The organism is Halopiger goleimassiliensis (assembly GCF_000455345.1).
Taxonomy (GTDB): Archaea; Halobacteriota; Halobacteria; order Halobacteriales; family Natrialbaceae; genus Halopiger_A; species Halopiger_A goleimassiliensis.
In genome coordinates this window covers 2,640,069-2,659,725 of the sequence record NZ_HG315690.1, presented here as the reverse complement: position 1 = coordinate 2,659,725, position 19,657 = coordinate 2,640,069, and the positions used below count along the sequence as shown (strand labels likewise).

The 19,657-nt window shown below is 64.9% G+C and carries 21 protein-coding genes and 1 pseudogene; 6 read left to right on the top strand and 16 right to left on the bottom strand.

The genetic code is table 11. The features are described 5' to 3' along the window. Window positions 1-23: 23 nt before the first annotated feature. The 6 genes from paaK (TX79_RS13075) to paaA form a co-directional block, all read right to left on the bottom strand. Window positions 24-1,307, bottom strand: coding sequence for a phenylacetate--CoA ligase PaaK (gene paaK / locus TX79_RS13075; RefSeq protein WP_049927879.1), 1,284 nt, complete (start codon window positions 1,305-1,307; stop codon window positions 24-26). A gap of 68 nt (window positions 1,308-1,375) precedes the next feature. Further along, window positions 1,376-1,546, bottom strand: a complete 171-nt coding sequence (gene paaE, locus TX79_RS19705; protein WP_195892500.1) for a 1,2-phenylacetyl-CoA epoxidase subunit PaaE — start codon at window positions 1,544-1,546, stop codon at window positions 1,376-1,378. After that, on the bottom strand, window positions 1,543-1,956 hold the full coding sequence (paaD, locus tag TX79_RS13070) for a 1,2-phenylacetyl-CoA epoxidase subunit PaaD (protein WP_049927878.1): 414 nt from the start codon (window positions 1,954-1,956) through the stop codon (window positions 1,543-1,545). The genes paaE and paaD overlap by 4 nt, the downstream gene beginning before the upstream one ends. Then, on the bottom strand, window positions 1,953-2,852 hold the full coding sequence (gene paaC / locus TX79_RS13065; protein WP_195892499.1) for a 1,2-phenylacetyl-CoA epoxidase subunit PaaC: 900 nt from the start codon (window positions 2,850-2,852) through the stop codon (window positions 1,953-1,955). Before paaC ends, paaD begins: the two co-directional genes overlap by 4 nt. Next, window positions 2,852-3,169, bottom strand: coding sequence for a 1,2-phenylacetyl-CoA epoxidase subunit PaaB (gene paaB, locus TX79_RS13060; RefSeq protein WP_049927876.1), 318 nt, complete (start codon window positions 3,167-3,169; stop codon window positions 2,852-2,854). Before paaB ends, paaC begins: the two co-directional genes overlap by 1 nt. 2 nt (window positions 3,170-3,171) lie before the next feature. Next, entirely contained in the window at window positions 3,172-4,113 is a 942-nt protein-coding gene (gene paaA, locus TX79_RS13055) for a 1,2-phenylacetyl-CoA epoxidase subunit PaaA (protein WP_049927875.1), read from the bottom strand. A gap of 90 nt (window positions 4,114-4,203) precedes the next feature. Here paaA and TX79_RS13050 point away from each other — a divergent pair, with 90 nt between their 5' ends. After that, entirely contained in the window at window positions 4,204-4,842 is a 639-nt protein-coding gene (locus TX79_RS13050; RefSeq protein ID WP_049927874.1) for a helix-turn-helix domain-containing protein, read from the top strand. A gap of 52 nt (window positions 4,843-4,894) precedes the next feature. Further along, the gene (gene paaI / locus TX79_RS13045) at window positions 4,895-5,287 is read left to right on the top strand and encodes a hydroxyphenylacetyl-CoA thioesterase PaaI (RefSeq protein WP_049927873.1); all 393 of its coding nucleotides are present in this window, start codon (window positions 4,895-4,897) and stop codon (window positions 5,285-5,287) included. Between the two features lie 56 nt (window positions 5,288-5,343). Here the strand turns inward: paaI and TX79_RS13040 are convergent, their stop codons facing one another. The 4 genes from TX79_RS13040 to TX79_RS13025 are packed head-to-tail and all read right to left on the bottom strand — an operon-like array spanning window position 5,344 to window position 10,110. After that, entirely contained in the window at window positions 5,344-6,066 is a 723-nt protein-coding gene (locus tag TX79_RS13040; RefSeq protein ID WP_049927872.1) for an ABC transporter ATP-binding protein, read from the bottom strand. Further along, complete coding sequence (locus TX79_RS13035; RefSeq protein ID WP_049927871.1) at window positions 6,063-6,863, bottom strand: ABC transporter ATP-binding protein; 801 nt, start codon at window positions 6,861-6,863, stop codon at window positions 6,063-6,065. The genes TX79_RS13040 and TX79_RS13035 overlap by 4 nt, the downstream gene beginning before the upstream one ends. Further along, window positions 6,863-8,827, bottom strand: coding sequence for an ABC transporter permease (locus TX79_RS13030; protein WP_049928397.1), 1,965 nt, complete (start codon window positions 8,825-8,827; stop codon window positions 6,863-6,865). The genes TX79_RS13035 and TX79_RS13030 overlap by 1 nt, the downstream gene beginning before the upstream one ends. A 20-nt stretch (window positions 8,828-8,847) precedes the next feature. Beyond that, window positions 8,848-10,110 carry an ABC transporter substrate-binding protein gene (locus TX79_RS13025; protein ID WP_049927870.1) on the bottom strand — a complete coding sequence of 421 codons (1,263 nt, stop codon included), beginning with the start codon at window positions 10,108-10,110 and terminating at the stop codon, window positions 8,848-8,850. Window positions 10,111-10,405: 295 nt separating this feature from the next. Between TX79_RS13025 and TX79_RS13020 the strand changes: the two genes are divergently transcribed. The 4 genes from TX79_RS13020 (at window position 10,406) to TX79_RS13005 (ending at window position 13,605) form a co-directional block, all read left to right on the top strand. Then, window positions 10,406-10,801, top strand: a complete 396-nt coding sequence (locus tag TX79_RS13020) for a universal stress protein (protein WP_049927868.1) — start codon at window positions 10,406-10,408, stop codon at window positions 10,799-10,801. Window positions 10,802-10,894: 93 nt separating this feature from the next. After that, entirely contained in the window at window positions 10,895-11,485 is a 591-nt protein-coding gene (locus TX79_RS13015) for a GNAT family N-acetyltransferase (RefSeq protein WP_049927867.1), read from the top strand. Window positions 11,486-11,713: 228 nt separating this feature from the next. After that, window positions 11,714-13,000: a phenylacetate--CoA ligase PaaK gene (paaK, locus tag TX79_RS13010; RefSeq protein ID WP_049927866.1), complete on the top strand. Its 1,287-nt coding sequence runs from the start codon at window positions 11,714-11,716 to the stop codon at window positions 12,998-13,000. Window positions 13,001-13,146: 146 nt separating this feature from the next. Continuing rightward, window positions 13,147-13,605 (top strand): MaoC family dehydratase, encoded by a 459-nt coding sequence (locus tag TX79_RS13005; protein WP_049927865.1) that lies wholly within the window; start codon window positions 13,147-13,149, stop codon window positions 13,603-13,605. 699 nt (window positions 13,606-14,304) lie between these two features. On the opposite strand, the pseudogene TX79_RS19880 reads toward TX79_RS13005, so the two are convergent. From TX79_RS19880 to TX79_RS12980, 6 genes and pseudogenes are all read right to left on the bottom strand, one after another. Then, window positions 14,305-14,454 (bottom strand): annotated as a pseudogene (locus TX79_RS19880) (IS6 family transposase); the annotation flags it as partial. A gap of 233 nt (window positions 14,455-14,687) precedes the next feature. Then, entirely contained in the window at window positions 14,688-15,407 is a 720-nt protein-coding gene (locus tag TX79_RS13000) for an ABC transporter ATP-binding protein (protein WP_049927864.1), read from the bottom strand. Continuing rightward, a complete protein-coding gene (locus TX79_RS12995; protein WP_049927863.1) occupies window positions 15,408-16,136 on the bottom strand; it encodes an ABC transporter ATP-binding protein in 729 nt (242 codons plus the stop codon). Continuing rightward, complete coding sequence (locus TX79_RS12990) at window positions 16,133-17,278, bottom strand: branched-chain amino acid ABC transporter permease (protein ID WP_049927862.1); 1,146 nt, start codon at window positions 17,276-17,278, stop codon at window positions 16,133-16,135. Before TX79_RS12990 ends, TX79_RS12995 begins: the two co-directional genes overlap by 4 nt. Then, window positions 17,271-18,221 carry a branched-chain amino acid ABC transporter permease gene (locus TX79_RS12985; protein WP_049927861.1) on the bottom strand — a complete coding sequence of 317 codons (951 nt, stop codon included), beginning with the start codon at window positions 18,219-18,221 and terminating at the stop codon, window positions 17,271-17,273. The genes TX79_RS12990 and TX79_RS12985 overlap by 8 nt, the downstream gene beginning before the upstream one ends. Window positions 18,222-18,224: 3 nt before the next feature. Beyond that, window positions 18,225-19,463 carry an ABC transporter substrate-binding protein gene (locus TX79_RS12980; protein ID WP_230198576.1) on the bottom strand — a complete coding sequence of 413 codons (1,239 nt, stop codon included), beginning with the start codon at window positions 19,461-19,463 and terminating at the stop codon, window positions 18,225-18,227. Window positions 19,464-19,657 lie beyond the last annotated feature (194 nt).

The following is a 19,657-nucleotide window of genomic DNA, read 5'->3' as shown; positions in this document are numbered from 1 at the left end:
CGCAATCGGTTCGCGGCTCGACCTCACCGGTGATCGTAGACGCGCTTGACTTTCCCCACCTCCGTGCGCTCGATCGCCCCGTGTTCGACCAACTCGAGTTCGTCCGGCGTGAACGACAGCGCGTTGTGCAACCGCTCCCCGATCGCCTCACGGAGCGCCTCGCGATCGCCGTCGAACCCCTCGACGAGTTCGACGGTGAGTTCCATGCGGTCGAGGGCGTTCTCGCGGTAGAGGTCGATCCGGTAGTGCGGGGCGATCTCGTCGAACTCGAGGACGACGTCCTCGATCTGGCTGGGATAGAGGTTGACCCCACGGACGATGAGCAGGTCGTCCGCGCGGCCCGTAACGCTGTCCATGCGGACCATCGTGCGGCCGCAGTCGCACTTCTCGGCGGTGAGCGTCGTGAGGTCGCCGGTCCGGTACCGCAACACGGGCAGGGCCTCCTTCGACAGCGACGTCAGGACGAGTTCGCCCTCCTCGCCCTCGGGGAGGGGTTCGCCGGTCCGGGGATCGACTACCTCCGGATAGAAGTGATCCTCCCAGACGTGCATCCCGTCCTGGGCCTCGTGACACTCGACGGCGACGCCCGGCCCGATCAGCTCCGAGAGGCCGTAGTTCTCGATGCCGGTCGCCCCGAGACGGTTTTCGATCTCCTCGCGCATCGGCTCGGTGCACGGTTCCGCGCCGTACAGCACCGTCGAGAGCGGTAGCTCGCGGGGATCGACGCCCATCCCCGCGGCGGTCTCGGCGAAGTACAGCGCGTAGGAGGGCGTACAGCCGATGGCGTCGCTCTCGAGGTCCCGCGCCAGTTCGACCTGCCGCTGGGTGTTACCGCTGCCCGTGGGGACGACGGTGAGGCCGCGTTCCTCCGCGCCGCCGTGGAACCCGAGCCCGCCCGTGAACAGGCCGTAGCCGTAAGCGTTCTGGAACGTCTCGCCCGGCTCGATGCCCGCCGCCGCCAGCGACCTGGCCATCACCTCGTCCCACAGCTCGAGATCGCTCTCGGTGTAGGCGACGATCTTGGGCTTCCCCGTCGTCCCCGAGGAGGCGTGAATCCGGAGAAGTTCGTCGTCGTCGACGGCGAAGAGGCCGTCGGGATACTCGTCGCGGAAATCCTCCTTGGTCGTAAACGGCAGGTTCTGAATATCGTCGATCCCGTCGACGTCGTCGGGGCCGATGCCGGCCTCCTCGAGCCGCTCCCGGTAGAACGGGACGTTCTCGTAGGCGTGCCGGACCGTCTCCCGAAGTCGCTCCGATTGGAGTGCTCGCAGCTCCTCGCGTGCGGTCCGCTGGATGGACGCTGCCATATTCCTGTGCAATGATAGCATGCACCAAAACTCTTCGTCCGCGGTGCAGCCGTCGGCTATCCCCGCGTTCACTCGAAGCGCTCGAAGGGTTGCTCGCAGTCGTTGCAGTAGTGTATCGACCGACAGAGCGACGGTCCCTTCGGGTGTTCGCGGACGGTGTTCGTCGACTCGCAGTACGGGCACTCTGCGCCGACGTCTTCCCCGCCGGTCGTCACGCTCGGATCGCGACTCCGTCTCATATGCTCAGCCCGAACTCCCGCAGGTCTTCCTTGCCTCGTTCGGTCACCAGCTCGACGGTCCACTCCGGACTCCAGACCAGGCGCAGGTCGACCTCCTCGACGCCATCGACGGCGGCGACCCGCTCCCGGACCTCGTCGGTGAGCATGTCCCTGGCGGGACAGCCCGAGTAGGTCAGGGTCATGTCGACGGTCGCGACGCCGTCCGCGACGGCGACCCCGTAGATCAGCCCGAGGTCGACGATGCTGATCGGCATCTCGGGGTCTTCGATCTCGTAGAGGACGTCCCATACGTCGGCTTCGACGCCGCTGGCGTCCTCGCCGGTCGCCGGGAGGTCGTCGACGGCGTCGCCCTCGCTGTAGTCGGTGTACGCACAGGGCGTCGCGTCGCGGTCCGGGACGTTACTGCTCATTGGGGTTTGTCCATGATCGTGGTCGGTTCGCTCCGCTCGAGTTCGCGGTACGTGTGCGTGAACTCGTCGTAGAGGTCGGCCCACGCGTCGGTGTGGGTCCCGTCGCGGCCCCGCTCGTCGGGGAGCAGGTCCTCGGTGACCGCGACCTCGAGGTCGTCGTCCGCGTCGACGGGAACGACCAGGTCCAGCGACTCGAGGAACGGGACGACGATCGACAGCCACTCCTCGCCCAGCTCCTCGAGGGTCGCGTGACGCAGGCCGAACTCGACGATGTCGTCCTCGACGTCGGCCGCTCGCGGCTCGTCGCCGCTCGCGTTCGCGCCGCCAGGCGGCGCGCACGGCTCGAACAGCGTCAACGCGTGCGGGAACAGCTCGTCGAGCGTCTCCTGGAGGCGATCGCGGCCCTCCTCGTCGTCGGCGAGCCGCTCCAGCCAGTTCTGGGCGTGCTCGAGGTGGTACTCCTCTTCGCTGCGGATCTTGCCGACGCGGTCGACGATCTTCGGGTGTGCCGAGTCCTCCAGCGCCTCGAGACGGACGTCCTCGGCGACGTCGTACAGGTACGACCGGAGGACGGCGTCGTCCCACGCGCCCTCGTCGAAGGGGCGTTCGACGAGCGTGCTGTGGCGGAAGTCGGCCGGGTCGCGCTCGTAGACGAGGTCCCGCTCGTCGAGTCCGACGTCCGCGAGCACGTCGTACCACAGCCGCGCGTGACCGAGTTCGTCCTGGGCGTTGTTGGCCAGCGCCAGGTCGGACTCGAGCGTCGGCGCGCGGACCTGCCACTCCGTGTAGCGCTCGGCCAGGACGAACTCGTCGTCACCGAGTCGCTTGCACAGCGTCTCGAGGGCGATCCGCTCGCGCTCGCCCAGATTCTCGGGGTCGTCGAAGCTTGCCGTCATCAGGCATCACCCCGCTGTTTCTCGGCGGTCGCCTGTTCGTCCTCGGACTCGACGACCTCGCGGGCGTCCTGGCCGGTCGTCCGGTAGGTCGTCGCCCAGCGGTAGCTCTTGTCGGTCGTCCCGCCGAACGTGACGTCCTCGGCGTCGATCTCGCCGATCTCTTCCTTGGGGACGACCCAGAGGCTGTTCGTCGGCTTGCGCCGGCCGTGCTGGATCGCCGCGAACTGTTTCGCCATCTCGCGGTCCGGCGCGTGGACGTTGCCGCAGTGGGTGTGATACTCGCCCGATTCCGCCTGTCGGAACACTTCCCAGATCATGGTCAGTCGGCCGCCGTCGGCGCGTGGCCGCCGGCGGTTGGCGAATCGCTCTCGATCGTCTCGCGGACCCATTCGACTGCCTCCTGTGCGGCCTTCCGGCCCTCGATCTGCCCGACGCCCGGCTCGTAGTCGTTCTTCGCGATGGCGAAGAACTCGTCCCAGTCCAGATCGTCCTCTTCGACCTCGTAGGTGCCGTCGTCCCGTTCCCGAATGCGGGGCTCGTCAGGAATCTCGAGGCCGTACTTCCGCGCTTTCGGGATGTACTGATCGAGGAAGGCGTTCCGAAGCTCGTCGTTGGACTTCTGTTTCAGCCCGACCGAGGCCGCGAAGTCGTGGTGCGTGCTCTGGTCGTCGGTCGGCCCGAAGAACTGGATGATGCGGGGCCACCACGTCTCGAAGGCTTCCTGGGTCAGCCGCTGTTCCTTCCGGGAGCCGGTCATCAGCTCGCGGAGGATGTCCTCGCCGTGTTTGACGTGGAATCCCTCCTCGAAGCACACCTTGTCCATCGCGTGGGCGTACGGTTCCCAGCTCGTTCGGCGGAGCGTCGCCTGGCGGCGCATCGCTGCGCCGTCGACGAAGAACGCGATCATCGGCGTCTCGACCCAGCTCTCCATCGGGTAGTGGAAGCAGTTGAGGAACTTCCCGTCGCCGTTCGCGAGGTCGTCGAGCATCTCCTCGCGGGTCTTGATCCCCAGCGACTCCGCGGCCCGATACAGCAACTGTCCGTGACCGATCTCGTCCTGCACCTTCGCGGAGAAGGCCAGCTTCCGATCGATGCTCGGTGCCTGGCGGATGAACGGGCGCTCCAGGTACGCGCCCATGATCTCGCTGTTGGCGTGGAACTCGATCATTCGCGTCGCCGCCTTCCGATACTCCTCGGGAAGGTCGTCGGCGGGACTGAACTCCCGCGGCCCCGCCCGTTCTTCGACGGTCTCCAGATCCATGGTTTCACATGAATAATCGGTGGTAACGGCCTTAGCAGTTCACCGCCATATAACGCGGTTTTTTATACGTGACCGACGTACCGCCCTCGTATGATCGAGGAGTGTCTCGCGGTGGAATTTCGCGTGCAGAACGACGATTGCCCGCTCGCGGAGGCCACCGGCGCGGTCGACGTAGAGGTCGACGCCCAGCCGCCCCAGCGACGTAGCGACGGGTACGACCTCCTACAGTTCAGTTCGGCCCGGAGTGAGCGGCTCACGACGGTCCTCGACGAGGACGATCGCATCTCGTACCTGCACGTCTCGAAGAGTGACGGGCGCTACCGGTACCGCTGTCTCTCGAAACACCCCTGCGTCGTCCACCGACTGATCGACGACGGACTCATCATCGAGACGCTCCGCTATCGGGACGGCGTCGCGAAAATTTTCGGGGCCGTCGTCGGTCGTGACGTCCTCAAGGGGGTCATGGAAGCCGCCGGCGACACCGTCGGCGTCCAACTCGAGCGGATCTATCCCCTCCAGTCGGAGGCCCAGGAGGTGCCGAGTCAGCGGTGGGACCTGACGCCCGCCCAGGAGGAGTGTCTCCGGACGGCCCTCGAGATGGGCTACTTCGAGATTCCACGCGCGGTGTCGACCGACGAGGTGGCCGCCGAACTCGACATCAGCAAGTCCGCGTTCCTCGAGCGCCTGCGCCGGGGCGAACACGCGCTGTTTCAGCAGATCTTCGGCTAAGCGGGTTCCGGTTCCGCTAGATACTTTACGCCCGCTATCGGTGAGCTAGCACATGACAGATACGAGGGCCGTCAGGGAACGGATCGAGAGCGACACCTACTGCGAGACGCTCGGAATCGAACTCGTCGCGCTCGATCCGGGAGCCGCGACGACCCGCCTCGAGATCACCGAGGCGTTGACGAACTTCCACGGGACGCCCCACGGCGGCGCGATCTACTCGCTGGCCGACGCGGCCTTCGCCGCCGCGTCGAACTCCCGCGGGGAGACGGCGGTCGCGCTCGAGACGAACATCTCGTACCTGGAGGCCGTCGAGGTCGGGACCGTCCTCACCGCGACGGCCGAGGAGAGCCACGACGCCGGCCGCACCGCGGAGTACGAGGTACGGGTCACCGACGAGACGGACCGGCGAGTCGCGACCTTTCGCGGGCGGGTCTACAAGCCCTGATCTCGATCGGCCGAACGGTCGAATACCCAGATCGGCTGGAACCGATACAGCCCGACTCAGGCCGTGACGCCGAGGTACTCGTCGAGGATCTCCTCGTCGGCCTCCAGCTCCGCCGACGTCCCTTCGTAGACGATCTCTCCCTGGTTGATGACGTAGTTACGGTCGGCGAGTTCCAGACAGACGTGGACGTTCTGCTCGACGAGCAACACGGTGATTCCCTGCTCGTTGAGTTCCGCGACGATCTCCATGACGTCCTGGACGATATAGGGTGCCAACCCCTCGGTCGGTTCGTCCAGGAGCACGAGGTCGGCCCCGCCGACCAGCGCACGGGCGATCGCGAGCATCTGCTGTTCGCCCCCCGACAGCGACGACCCGGCGTTTCCGGCGCGGTCCTGCAGGTTCTCGAACATCGCCAGCGCCTCGCCGACCGACAGCGAGTCGGCCTCCGGCGCGCCGCCGTGCGCTGCGATCTCGAGGTTCTCCGTGACCGTGAGTTCGGGGAAGATCCGCCGCTCTTCCGGAACGAGCGCGATCCCGCGCTGGGCCGTCTTCGTCGCGTCCAGCCCACCGACGTCCTCGCCGCGGTATGTCACGCGGCCGCTCCGGGGCTGGATGATGCCCATGATGGTCCGCAACGTGGTCGTCTTCCCCGCCCCGTTGCGCCCGACGAGCGAGACGATTTCGCCCTCGCCGACCGACAGCGAGAGGTCGTGCAGCACCTGCGTCTCGCCGTATCCGGCGTCGACCGACTCGACCGACAGCAGCGGTTCGGCGCTCATTCGGTCATCCCCCCGAGGTAGGCGTCCTGGACGTCCTGGTCCGCGGCGATCTCCTCGGGCGTCCCCTCGGCGAGGACCTCGCCGCGGTTCAACACCGTGATACGGTCCGAGAGTTCCATCACGAGTTCGATGTCGTGTTCGATGAGCAACAGCGTCTGATCGACGAGCACCCCCTCGATCAGGTCGATCGTCGCGTGCGTTTCCTCGGCACTCATCCCGGCGGTGGGTTCGTCGAACAGCACCAGGTCGGGATCGGTCGCCAGTACGACGCCGATCTCGAGACGTCGCTTGTCGCCGTACGCGAGCGCGTCGGCCCGTTCGTCGGCGACGTCCCGGAGGCCGATCCGCGAGAGCACGTCGTCGGTCCGCTCGTTCATCCGGTCGTATCGATCGGTCGGCTTGAACAACGACTCGGCGAAGCTGTACCGGTCCCGATCCATCGACTGCGCGGCCAGACGGACGTTTTCGCGAACGGTGAGTCCGCCGAAGATATTGGAGATCTGGAACGAACGGCCGATCCCACGACGGACCCGTTCGGCGGGCGACAGCGAGGTGATCTCCTCGCCGTCGAAGTAGATCGCTCCTTCCGTGACCGGTAACGCACCGGTGATCAGGTTGAACAGCGTAGTCTTCCCCGCGCCGTTCGGACCGATGATGCTCCGGAACTCGCCGCGGTCGACCGCGATCTCGACGTGGTCCGTCGCGATGAACTGGCCGAACTTCTTGACCAGCCCCTCGGTTCGGAGGATCGTTTCGCCGGTCGCCTGCTGTGCTCGTGCTGGGGATTCCATAGCCATCAATCGTCACCTCGAACGTGCGATTCGTCGGGCGCAGGCTCCGGACCCGGTCCGGAGCCGCCCACGTACGGTGCGAGTTGGGCCGGCAGCGAGACCAGGCCACGCGGCAGGAAGATGACGAACAGGACGAAGATCGTCCCGAGGACGAGCCGCCAGCGCTCGGTGAACCCGGTGAGGAGCTCCTCGAGCCCGAAGAACACCCCCGAGCCGATGATCGGCCCGTACAGCGTCCCCATGCCGCCGAGAATGACCATGACGATCACCTCGCCGGAGTGGAGCCAGTAGCCGAACGACGGCGTCGCGTAGCCGGCGTTGAGCGTGAACAGGCCGCCGGCGAGGCCCGCCAGCGCGCCGCTGACGACGAACGCCCGTCGCTTGTAGCGGGTCGTCTCGTAGCCGATGAACGTGGCCCGCTGCTCGTTCTCGCGGATCGACTTCAGCACCGCGCCGAACGGCGACTCGAGCATCCGCCGGGTGAGCAGGAACGCCGCGACCAGCGCCGCGAGCGCGACGTAGTAGAACAGCGCCTGGCCGGTGAGCTCGACGGGACCGACGAAGATCGCGACGTCGTCGAGGGAGATCCCCAGGCCGGCGATCCCGTAGTACGTCGAGAGGCCGAACAGCCCCTCGGAGCCGCCGGTGATCTCGAGCCGGCGGAGCATGGTGTAGAACAACTCGGCGAACGCGAGCGTGATCATCGCGAAGTAGACGCCGGAGACGCGGATCGAGAGGTAGCCGACGACCCACGCGATCGCCGCGCTGACGAGGATCGCGAGGGCGATCGCGACGACCGCGGACTGGGTCACGTGTAACAACACGAGCGCGACGGCGTACGCACCGAGCGCGTAGAACAGCGCGTGACCCAGCGAGACCAGCCCGGTGTATCCCATGACGAAATCCAGGCTGAGGGCGAACAGCCCCCAGATGAGGACCTCGATCACGAGCGTGACGACGTACGTCGAGTACAGCGTGCCGGCACCGAGCGGCACGAGCGCCGCCAGCCCGACCATCCCGATCCCGAGGTACGTTCGCGTCGTCGGATCGAGGATGCCGCCCTCGGTGCCGGCGAGGAGGTCGCCGTCGTCCTCGCTCTCCGGTGCTTCGGTCCCGAACAGCCCGTGGGGTCGCACCAGGAGCACGGCGATCATCAACAGGACGATCACCAACCCCTCGAGGAACGGGACGTACGTCCGCACGAGCGTCTGGATGATCCCGACGAGTAGCCCGCCGACGACGGCACCCTTGAAGCTGCCGAGCCCGCCGAGCACGACGATGACGAACGCCGGGATGATGACTCCCATCCCCATCTCCGGACTGACGGTCTGGTAGCCGCCGAGGATGATCCCCGCCACCGCGGCCAGGGCCGCGCCGACGCCGAAGACCAGCGAGTAGTACCGATCGATGTCGATCCCGAGGGTGCGGACCATCTGTCGATCCTGCGAGCCGGCGCGGACGATCAGGCCGTACTTCGTATATTCGAGCATCGCCCAGACGGCGAGCGCCGTTGCAGCGCCGAAGACGACGATGAACACGTTGTAGACGCTCGCACTGAGTCCGAACGCGTCGACGGTTCCGGTCAGAACGGTCGGCACGACGAGGCTGACGTATCCCGGTCCCCAGAGGAGGTAGATGAGGTCGTTAATCACCAGCACCAGTCCGAACGTCAGCAGGATGTGATAGAGCGGATTCCGTCCGTACAGCGGTTGCACCGTGTAGCGCTCGATGGCGACGCCGACGACGCCGACAGCCAGCGGCGCGACGAGCAAGGCGACGAAGAAGCCGTTGCCGCCGAGCGGACCGACGAGCGCCAGCGCGAAGTACGCCCCCAGCGCGAACAGTTCGCCGTGGGCGAAGTTGATCACGTTCATGACCCCGAAGATGACCGAGAGTCCGGCGGCCAGCAGGACGTATACGACGCCGACGGTCAGCCCGTCGACCAGCGATTGGAGGAGCGAACCGACGATCATCGTTTCACGGACATGAGTTACAGCTCACACCCGGTCTCCGCACAGTCCGGGGCGGCCTCTTCGCCGGAGAGTTCGGTGAGCAGTTCCACGTCGGCGAGTTCGCCCGACTCCGGTTCGACGCATTCGCCCATCCAGACCGGGTTCAGTGCCTGCTGGTCACACTCCCTGAACCGGTTCGGGCCGAAGATGGTCTCGTGTTCCATCCCCGAGAGGGTCTCTCGAACCGTCGTCGGATCGCCGGACCCGGCCTCCCTGATCCCGTTCGCGACCATCCGAATCGATTCGTATCCCACCCGCGAGAAGTTGTCCGGGAGCGCTCCGTACTCCGCCTCGTAGGCGTCGACGAACGCCTCGTTGTCGCCCGTCTCGAGGTCCGGAACGTACCGAACGCCGCTGTAGACGTCGTACGCACCGTCGCCCGCGCCGGCCCGAACGGCCTGGAACGATCCCGTCGTGGTGACGATGGGGATCTCGTCCTGTAATCCGCGTGCGGCCGCCTGCGAGAGGAAGATGGCGAGGTCGGCCCCGGTCATCCCGACGACGAGGGCGTCGGCGTCGTCGCTCGCGTCGGAGAGCTGACTGATGAATGCCTCGAAGTTGGTCGATCCCTGGTCCGATCGGGTGACGTCGACCCGTTCGTAGCCGTCGCTGATCGACTCCATGCGCGTTTCGACCTCGGTGAGCACCGACTCCCCGTAGGCGTAGTCCGCGATGTGATAGAGGATTCGATCGCCGAGTTCGTCGGCGGTCCACTGGGCCATTACCTCCGCGATCTGGGCAGTACTCGTCTCGAACCGGAACACGTACTCGTTGCACTCCTCGCCGGTGATCGAGATGTCCGCGGCACCCGGCGTGTAGACGACCTCGTTCTCGAGCGCGAAGTCGTTGATCGCGAGGGCCGACGAACTCGAGATGCATCCGGTGAGAAACTGCGCGCCGTCTGACTGGACCGCCTCTTCGGCGCGCTGGGTCGCCGTCGCCGGATCGAGCTGGGTGTCGTAGTCGGTGTACTCGATCGTGAACTCGTACTCGTCGCTCTCGTTGATCTGTTTGATCGCGAGTTCGGTTCCCTGGTGTCGTTCCTCGGCGAGATCGCTGTACTCACCGGTGAACGGCTCCAGAACGCCGAACTGAACCGTGTCGAGATCCCCGTCCTCTCCGTCCGTCTCTTCCGGTTGACCGACGCAGCCGGCGACCCCCGAGAGGCCGGCGACGCCACCTGCAGTCACGGCTCTGAGAACGTACCGTCTACTCCCCTGTGGCATGCCATCTCGCGACATACCTTCAGTAGCGTACAGCGTCTTATAAAAATCGACCCCGTCTTATGGCGGTTTTATATGTGTGTCCGGCAAGAACGTCCGATACCTACTCGGATAGCCGGGCGTTCCCATCGGATTCCTGGGGCGGGAGAGGCCGTTCCACTCCGTACCGAGAACCAACCGGGAACTTGTCCAGTCTCGCCTCGATGTCCGGTTTTCGGCCGGTCTATGCGCCGTTCTTCGGCACGTCTCACCTACTTAAAACCCGGATACGTAGCGGTCGAGCGTTATGCGTTCGCACGGCGACTGATCGACCATGTATCGGATCCTTGTCGGTCTGGACACCAGTACGGATCGGGCGAGGGCACAGGCGTCGACGATAACGTCGCTGCCGGCGGCGAGCGACGAAATTACGGCGATTCTCGCACACGTGTTCCAGGAGAACCCGGAGGGGAAACCGGTCCAGCAACTCGAGACCGTTCGACGCGTCGCGGCGTCGCTCGAGGACCACGGCGTCGACTACGAGTACTACGAAACGAGCGGGGACCCGGCCCCCGAACTGATCCGCGCCGCCGACGAGACCGGGGCGGACATGATCTGTCTGTCGGGTCGTCGGCGGACGCCGACGGGCAAGGTCATCTTCGGCAGCGTCACGCAGTCGGTCATCCTCAGCAGCGAGTTGCCGGTCGTCACCGTCAGTCCAGAGGAGTGACCCCGCCAGCGCGGACCGTCTCGCCGATCGTATAAAGCCCGTAGATACGCGGGCCTGGAATCATCGTATCGCGGGACGAACCTGCACGTACAGATGACGTCCGCAACCTGCCCGGCCTGGGATCCGGCGGGGTGTGAGGGGACGACGAACTGTCCCCCGCGGTGTCCCCGCTTCATCGACAAACGCGGCACGCCGATCCTGATCGAACCGTTCGAATCGGACCGGTTCGACGACCTCGTCTCGATGTACGACGAGTATCCCGAGCCACATCGGTCGATGGGAGTCCCGCCGACGACTCGCGATCGCATCGTCTCGTGGCTCGAGCGCCTGCACGACCGCGGCTTCAACGTCGTCGCCCGCCACGACGGAACCGTCGTCGGCCACGCGGCCTACACGCCACGCTCGAGTCTCGAACCCCAGTTCGTCGTCTTCGTCGATCCCGCGTACCACGACCGCGGAATCGGGACCGAACTCTGTCGGCACGTGATCGCCTACGCCGCCGACGACGGCCGTGACGCGCTCGTGCTCGACGTCGACGCGGCCAACGAGCGTGCCATCCACGTCTACCGCCGGATGGGCTTCGAGACGATCGAACGCGCCGGTAACGACCTTCGAATGCGACTCCCGTTCGACGAACCGATCGTCGAGACGGTTCGACTCCCGCCGGCCCAGCGGCCGGCCTAAAGCCTCGAGCGACCGCCGGCGACTCGAGTATCTCGCGGTCGTCTCCGCCGGCTTCTGTCGACCTGGTACGGACGCCCCAGGCCGGAACGACGGGGACTGACCGAGCGGCGTCCCGACGTCGCTGGTCGTTCGACCGACACCCCGATTCGTTTCGGTTCCCGTGGTACTCAGTGCACTGTACACGTACCCCATGATTTTTATCGGGGTATTACGGATTGTTGAGTGAGGATGAGTTATAAGCAGATAGAGACAGCTCCGCGGGACGAGATCCGGGAGCTGCAGAACGAACGGCTCCGCGAAACGGTCCAGCACGCCTACGAGAACGTCCCGTTCTACCGGGAGGCGCTCGACGAGGCCGGCGTCGCGCCGGCGGACGTCCAGTCGGTCGACGACATCCAGAAGCTGCCGTTTACGACCAAGGAGGACTTCCGCGACGAGTACCCCGACGGCCTCTTCGCCGTCGACGACGAGGAGATCCGCCGCATCCACGCGTCGTCGGGGACCACCGGGAAACCGAAGATCGTCTCCTATACCGAATCCGACCTCGAGGTCTGGAGCGAGGTCGTCGCCCGGTGTCTCGTCGCCTCCGGGGTCGAGCCGGGCGATACGGTCCAGAACGGGTACGGCTACGGGCTGTTCACGGGCGGGCTCGGCCTCCACTACGGGATCGAGGAACTAGGTGCGACGGTCATCCCGATCGGCGGCGGACAGACCCAGCGCCAGGTCGAACTGCTCGAGGACCTGGAGAGCGACGTGCTCTCCTGTACGCCGTCGTACTCGCTGTACCTGGCGGAGACGGCCGAGGAGATGGGCGTCGACGTCTCGGAGCTACCGGTCTCGACGGTGATCTTCGGGGCCGAACCGTGTACCGATCCGATGCGCGAGGAGATCGAGGAGCGCCTGGACGTCACCGGGATCGACATCTACGGCCTCTCGGAGATCATCGGTCCCGGCGTCTCCAACGAGTGTCACGAGGCTCAAGAGGGGCTCCACATCTGGGAAGACCACTTCTATCCGGAGGTGGTCGACCCCCAGACCGGGGAACCCCTGCCCGAAGGCGAGGAGGGGGAACTCGTCCTGACGACGCTCACGAAGGAGGCGTTGCCCGTGTTGCGGTACCGGACCGGCGACCTCACCACGCTCACCTCCGAGGAGTGCGAGTGTGGCCGCACGATGGTCCGGATGGACAACGTCACCGGCCGCGCGGACGACCTGATCATCGTTCGCGGCGTCAACCTCTACCCGAGCGAGATCGAGGACGTCGTCCTCGAGTTCGACCAGATCGCCCCTCACTACCGGATCGACCTCTACCGCGAGGACACCCTCGACAGGCTGGAGTTGACCCTCGAACTGGACGACGGGGCCGACGGTGACCGTCCCGAACTCCGCGATCGCGTGCTCACCCGTCTGGAGAACGTGCTCTCGTTCACCCCGGACGAACTCGACCTCGTCGAACCAGGGAGCATCGAACGCACGGAGGTCGGGAAGGTCAAGCGCGTCTACGACCACCGCTAACCGTCTCGAGCGACCCCCACGCCGGACCGCGATCGGGTCCGGGGAGCGACGCGTCCCGGTCTGTATCGCGCCTATCAATCCTCCGCTCCGTCGCCGAACGGCGGAAGCGAGGTAACTTATTTGTGCCGCGATTGGGATGTCCACGTATGGCATACAGTTACGAGCCACACCACTTCGAGGACTTCGAGGAGGGCCAGGAGTTCCAGAGCGTCGGCCGGACCGTCACCGAGGCCGACTTCGTGATGCACTCGGCGCTGTCGGGCGACTGGACGGAACTGCACACCAACGAGGAGTACGCGGAAGACGGCCCTTTCGACGGTCGCATCGCACACGGTCCGATGACGTTCGTCCACGCGACGGGGTTCGTCTACCGGTCGGGAATCGTCGAGCGCACGGCCTACGCCTTCCTCGGGATGAACTACATGGACCTGCCCAACCCCGTCTACATCGGCGACACCATCTCGCTCGAGATGGAGGTCACCGAGACGAAGGACGTCGACCACGACGACGCGGGCATCGTCGTCCTCGACACCGAGATGACGAACCAGGACGACACCGTCGTCTTCCAGGGCGACATGAAGTTCCTCATCAAACGCAAGGCGTAACGCTGCGGGGTTCGGGCCGCCGACGACGGCGGTCGCGTCTCCGATAGAGCCATCAGCGTCCCATTCGCGACGGGACGACCACTCGAGACGAGTTCGTGCCGTCGGTTCACCTCGGCCGACCATCGCCGGGCGACCGACGCCACCGACGATACCTCCGCCTTCGCAGACGTTGCGTTCGCTCCACGAGCGACCGGCGTTCGCTGACGCACGTGACCTACTTCGTTGGATGGGATGTGTGCCGGGTATATCGCATGCCAGGCATAGATATGTGATCGACAATACCGTTTCCGTCTCGAGGCCGACCGACGGGCCAGGGAGGAGGAACGGCCGGTTATATTGTTCTATTAAAACAATATAGCTGGTTGCTTTTGCGTCGGACTGCGAGTTCGCGGCTTCACCGATCGACGACGCCGAATCACCACCAGTACCGAGGTAATTACGCGGTATTAGCCCGTTTCACGCTTATCGTTCAGACGGCGGGAGATGATCGCTCTATTAGTGCGTGGCGAACTCGACGATCACTCTGCCCACTCTATCGCGTGGATTCGGCCTCTCCACGAGTCGATCGAGTCTCTCTACGACGTATTGGAGACGAACAGGAGAACTGGTTAGTGAAATTGTGAGTATTACACACGATAGACGAACCTCGAGATCGATCAAAACCTACCGAAGATGGTTAGCTTAGTTGGTCGTGTTAACTTAAGCATGATTCCACCAGACGGCGTGGGCTTGGAGCCAGGTTTCTGCGGTGGCTGGATCGACGTGGCTAACGCAGTTTGAAAACGAAGAGGTTCGTCGTTGGACTTCTCTAACGATACGTTCAACGTGGTTTCTATCGCCGTGTAATTGGACGCGGTAGCTGAAGCCTTCTTGACGAAGTCCACCGAGAAGGCCGTAGACATCCGAAGCTTCGACCGCCTCGTTCCTAACTTAACACCACCGCTTAGTTGGTGCTGAAACTGATGATTTTCGCCACTAGTATCGACGCCTAGCTGATGCTCTCTCACACCTGTAGCGTCGGTTTCGGCACGATCCACTCACTCCGTTTCCGTTACCCCAGAAAATCGGAACGGGGTTCCGAATCAGTGGACCCCGATGTAGGCCTCGCGGATGTAGTCGTCGTCGCGGAACTCCTCGACGCTGCCGGAGAGTTCCACCTCACCGGTCTCGAGCAGGGAGAGCCGCTGGGCGTGGTTGAGCGCGAACGTAGAGTTCTGTTCCGCGAGGAAGATCGTCAGCCCTTCGTCGTGGAGGCGTTCGATCGCCCGCTCGATGTCCTCGATGATCACCGGCGCGAGGCCGATGGTCGGTTCGTCGAGCATCAGCAGGTCGGGGTCGCCCATCAGCGCGCGGCCGATGGCGAGCATCTGCTGTTCGCCGCCGCTCATCGTCTCGGCTTCCTGGTCGCGGCGTTCGTCCAGTCGGGGGAACAGGTCGTAGACCATCTCGAGGTCCCGCTCGACGGCCTCGCGGTCGTCGCGGAACTGCGCGCCCATCAGCAGGTTCTCGTGGACGGAGAAGAAGGGGAACAGATCCCGATCCTCGGTGGTGTAGATGAGGCCGTTCTCGACGGCCTCCCGCTCGGTCATCGTTCTGAGGTCCCGACCCTTGAACCGGATCGTCCCCTCGTAGTCGACGAAGCCGGCGATGGCGTTCAACAGCGTCGTCTTCCCTGCGCCGTTGGGGCCGATGATGCCGACGATCTCGCCCTCGTGGATCGTCTCGGAGACGCCCCTCAACGCGTGGGACTTCCCGTAGTAGACGTGGACGTCCTCGATCTCGAGGAGTGGATCGCCGCTCATCTAGATCCCCTCCCCGGCCAGGTAGGCTTCCTGGACGGACTCGTCTTCGACGATCTCCTCCGGCAGGCCGGCGGCCAGTTTGGAGCCGTTGTGCAGGACGACGGTTCGATCGACCAGTGACATCAGTCCGCTCATGTTGTGATCGACGACGACCATGGTCATTCCCTCCTCGCGCATGGCTTCGATCTGCTCGGCGAGGGTCGAGATCTCGGCCTGGTTCATCCCGGCGAAGGGCTCGTCGAGCAACAGCACCTCGGGTTCGGTCGCCAGCGCCTTCGCGATCTCGAGCCGTCGAACGTCGGCGTGTGGGAGTTCGTCGGGCTGTTCCTCGAGTTTGTCCCCGAGGCCGACGCGGTCGGCGTAGCCGTAGATCTCCTGTTCGTCAGCCCCGCCGTAGAACGACCGCACGGTGTTCGGCAGGGTGAACAGCTTGATGTTGCCGGCGACGGAGTAGCGCTCGATCGGGTTCGACTCCTGGGAGACGCGGGCGACCCCGCGGTTGACGACCTCGTGGGTCGACACGTCGGTGATCTCCTCGCCGTCGAACCGGATCGCGCCGTCGGTGACGTCGTAGACGCTCATGATGCAGTTGAAGACGGTGGACTTGCCCGAGCCGTTGGGGCCGATCAGGCCCACGATCTCGCCGCGATCGACGCCGAACGAGACGTCGTCGACGGCGGTGAGGCCGCCGAACCGCTTGGTCAGGCCGTCGATCTCGAGCAGACTCATTCCTCGTCACCTCCGATACGTCCCAGCGCGTGCCAGAGAAGTCGGAACAGGCCGTCTCGAGCGATCACGAGCACGGCGAGGACGAGCAGCCACAACACCAGCCAGCGAGCGTGGCCGAGGCCGTGGAGGACCTCGTCTCGCAAGACGATGAAGAGGAACGCACCGCCCAGCGCGCCGATGATCGAACTCATGCCGCCGATCACTGCCATCGCGATCATCTCGATGCTGTTGTCGACCACGATGAACGTCGTCGGGTCGACGTTGCCGTAGAAGTGAGCCAGCATCACGCCGCCGATCCCCATCACGAAGGAACTGATGGCGAACGCCCAGAGCTTGAACTTGGTTGGGTTGAGCCCGGCGGCCGAGACGGCGGCCTCGTTCTCGCGGATCGCCACGAGGATCATCCCGACGTTCGACCGCGCGATGATCGTTAGCAGGAGCGCGATTCCCAGCATCGGGAACAGCATCACGTAGTAGCGGGCTATCGGCTCGGCACCCGTGTACCACGTCTCGATACCGCGACTGAACCCGGTTTCGCCCCCGAGCAGGCTCGGGAACGCGTAGGTCAGCCGGTAGAACAGCAACACGGCGACGAACGTGATCAGCGAGAAGTACGGTCCGTGGAGCCGCAACGACGGCAGGCCGATCACGATGCCGATGACGACCGCAGCCAGAACCGACAGCGGAATCGTCACCCACAGGCTCAGTCCCGCGTCGACGTGGGTTATCAACAGTGCGGTCGCGTAGGCTGCGCCGCCGGACAGCACCGAGTGACCGAAGCTGATGTAGCCGGTGTAGCCGCTCTGGATGTCCCAGCCCATCGCGAAGATGGCCCAGATGGACGCCAGCGCGAGCGTTCGCATGTAGTTGCCGATCAGGAACGGCGTCCACACGGGCGCGGCGAGCAGGACGACCAGCGACGCGAGCAACGCGAACAACTGAAGTCCGGTCAACGTGCCCACGTACGGTCCGAACCGTCGATTGAACGCGCCCGCCAGCGGGTCGAACGCCCGGTCGACCGGTGTGAGTCCGCGAGCGAGTCCGCGTCCGATCGGGCCGACGATCGACCGGTGTACGGTTCCGCCGGCGCGCCGGATGACCTGTTGTGCCGTTCCGCCGATCTGTCGTGTCGTATCAATCATGGACGAACTCCCTCCCGTAGATGCCTTCCGGCAGGACGAGCAGGACGATCACGAGCACGATCAACGAGAAGATCCCGCGGAAACTCGAGCCCAGCATGTCGAGTACGGGGAGCCCGATCTCGGGCCCGTAGACGACCACGGTCTCGAGGTAGCCGATCAGGTACGCCGCGAGGATCGATCCCTTGATCGACCCGATGCCGCCGATGACGACGATGATGAACGCCAGCGCCAGCGGATTCAGCCACATCAACGGCGTCAGCGCGTACGTATCGGTGCCGATGAGGAAGACCCCAGCGACCGCCGCGAGCGCGCCGGCGATGAACCACGTACGCGCCTGAACGGCGCGGACGTCGACGCCCGTGAGTCGGGCACCGCGTTCGCTCATCGACGTCGCGAGGATCGATCGGCCGCTGTCGGTCTTGTTCACGTAGTACCACAGCAGGCCGATCGCGATCCACGAGGCGGCGAACGCCGCCATCTCGGTGTAGGAGACGTAGGTTCCGAGCACCGAAACGCCGCTTCCGGGCAGTGTGAGCGGCCCGAATCCCGGATCCTCCGCGATGATCGTGAACCGCTGGGGGTTCTGACCGACCGCCCAGATCATGGCCTCGGTGAAGGCCGTCGCCACGACGACCGTCGCCAGGAAGGTGATCACGACGTCGTCCTCGATGAACCTGACGAGCAGCACGTACAGCAGGTACGAGGCGACGGCGATACCGAGTATCGTCACCGGGAAGGCGATCACCGAGTTCAGCGGGACGTCCTCGAGGAGCCCGCGTTGAACGTACCAGAACATGTAGCTGCCGGCCATGATCAGGGCACCGTGCGCGAGGTTCAACACCCCGCCGACGCCGAAGATCATCGTGAATCCGATGGCGATCAGCGCGTACAGGGCGCTGATGATCGCCCCGGTGACCAGTACTGTGAGGAGTGCATCCAGCATTCCTTATCCCATCCACGGCGGTGCCTGGTGATCGGCTGTACGGTGCTGCTCGGGATAGACGCACTCGATGTCGCCCTCGGGGGTCCACTGGGTGATCGGGAAGTTCGAGATCCGGTCGTCCTCGTCGCGGGCTTCCATGACGTCGTGGGGGTACTCGTGGTCCTCGCCGTAGAACTCGATCTGGCCGGCCGTCCCGGTGAAGTCCGTCTCGAGCATCGCGTCGACGATCTCGTCGAGATCGTTCTCGTAGTCGGTCGTGCCGGCGCGCTCGACGGCGTTCTTGTAGACGTAGACCGCGTCGTACGTGTTGAACCCCATGTACATCGGGAGTTCCGGGCTGTCGAACTCCTCCTGGTAGCGCTCGACGAAGTCCTGGGTCTTCTCGGTGATGGGGGCAGCGCCGGCGGCACCCGACTGGGACGTCGTCTCGAAGCTCGCGGCTCCTTGCATGGCGTCGAAGAAGTCCGGCGTCATCGAGGCGACGTGGATCCCCTCGATGCCGAAATCGAGCTCTTCCTGGTGCCAGGCACCCAGCAGCTCGGTCGCGACGTTGTGCGCGAAAAACCGGAAGAGAGCGTCGGGATCGGTGCTTTGTAGTTCGCCGATCACCGAACTCCAGTCGTCGAGTCCGGGCTGGAGCCGGTCCTCGAGGACGACCTCGAAGCCGCGGTCCTCGAGAATGCCGGGTAGTTGCTGGGCGAACGGCTCGGTCCAGGAGGCGTTGTCCGCGAGGAACGCGAACTCCTCCCAGCCGTGGCGTTCGTTCAGGTACTCCGCGTAGTCGCCCATCGCCTCGGCCTGGTAGTCCGAGTTGATCGGGCCGTTCCGGAAGACGCTCTTGTACCGCTCGTAATCGTCACCGGCGTAGTCACGCGTCAGTGTCGGTGACGCCGAACCCGTAATGATGAACGGAATGCCGTAGTCGCCGATCGACTCGAGCGCACCCTGGGTCGCCTCGCTGGAGAACGTCCCGACGAGCAGATCCGCGTTGTTCTCCTCGATCAGGCGCTCGGTTTCGTTCTGTGTCGTCCCGGGGTCGCTCTGCGTGTCGACGACCTCGAGAGTCACGTCTCTGCCGTCGATGCCGCCGTCCTCGTTGACCTCGTCGACGGCCAACTCGGCGGAGTTCTCGGCACCGAGGCCCTGGTCCTGACCGAGCGGAGCCAGGACGCCGATGGTGATCTCGCCGTCGTCATCCCCCTCGCCGCTCAGGTCGAGACAGCCCGCGACGGTAGTTGCCATCGCTCCCGTTCCCGCGACTGCAAGGAAGCGACGTCGGTCGACACCCTTCGATTCGATCGAGTTATCCCCACTTCTGTTAGTATCGTTGTCCATCATTTATCCTCCTGGTTAACGCGCCTCAACATCTCGGTTATTTTTCACACATATTAAATCTGTCCGTCATCCCCATTGCTGCTGATAGGGCAAGCGGACCG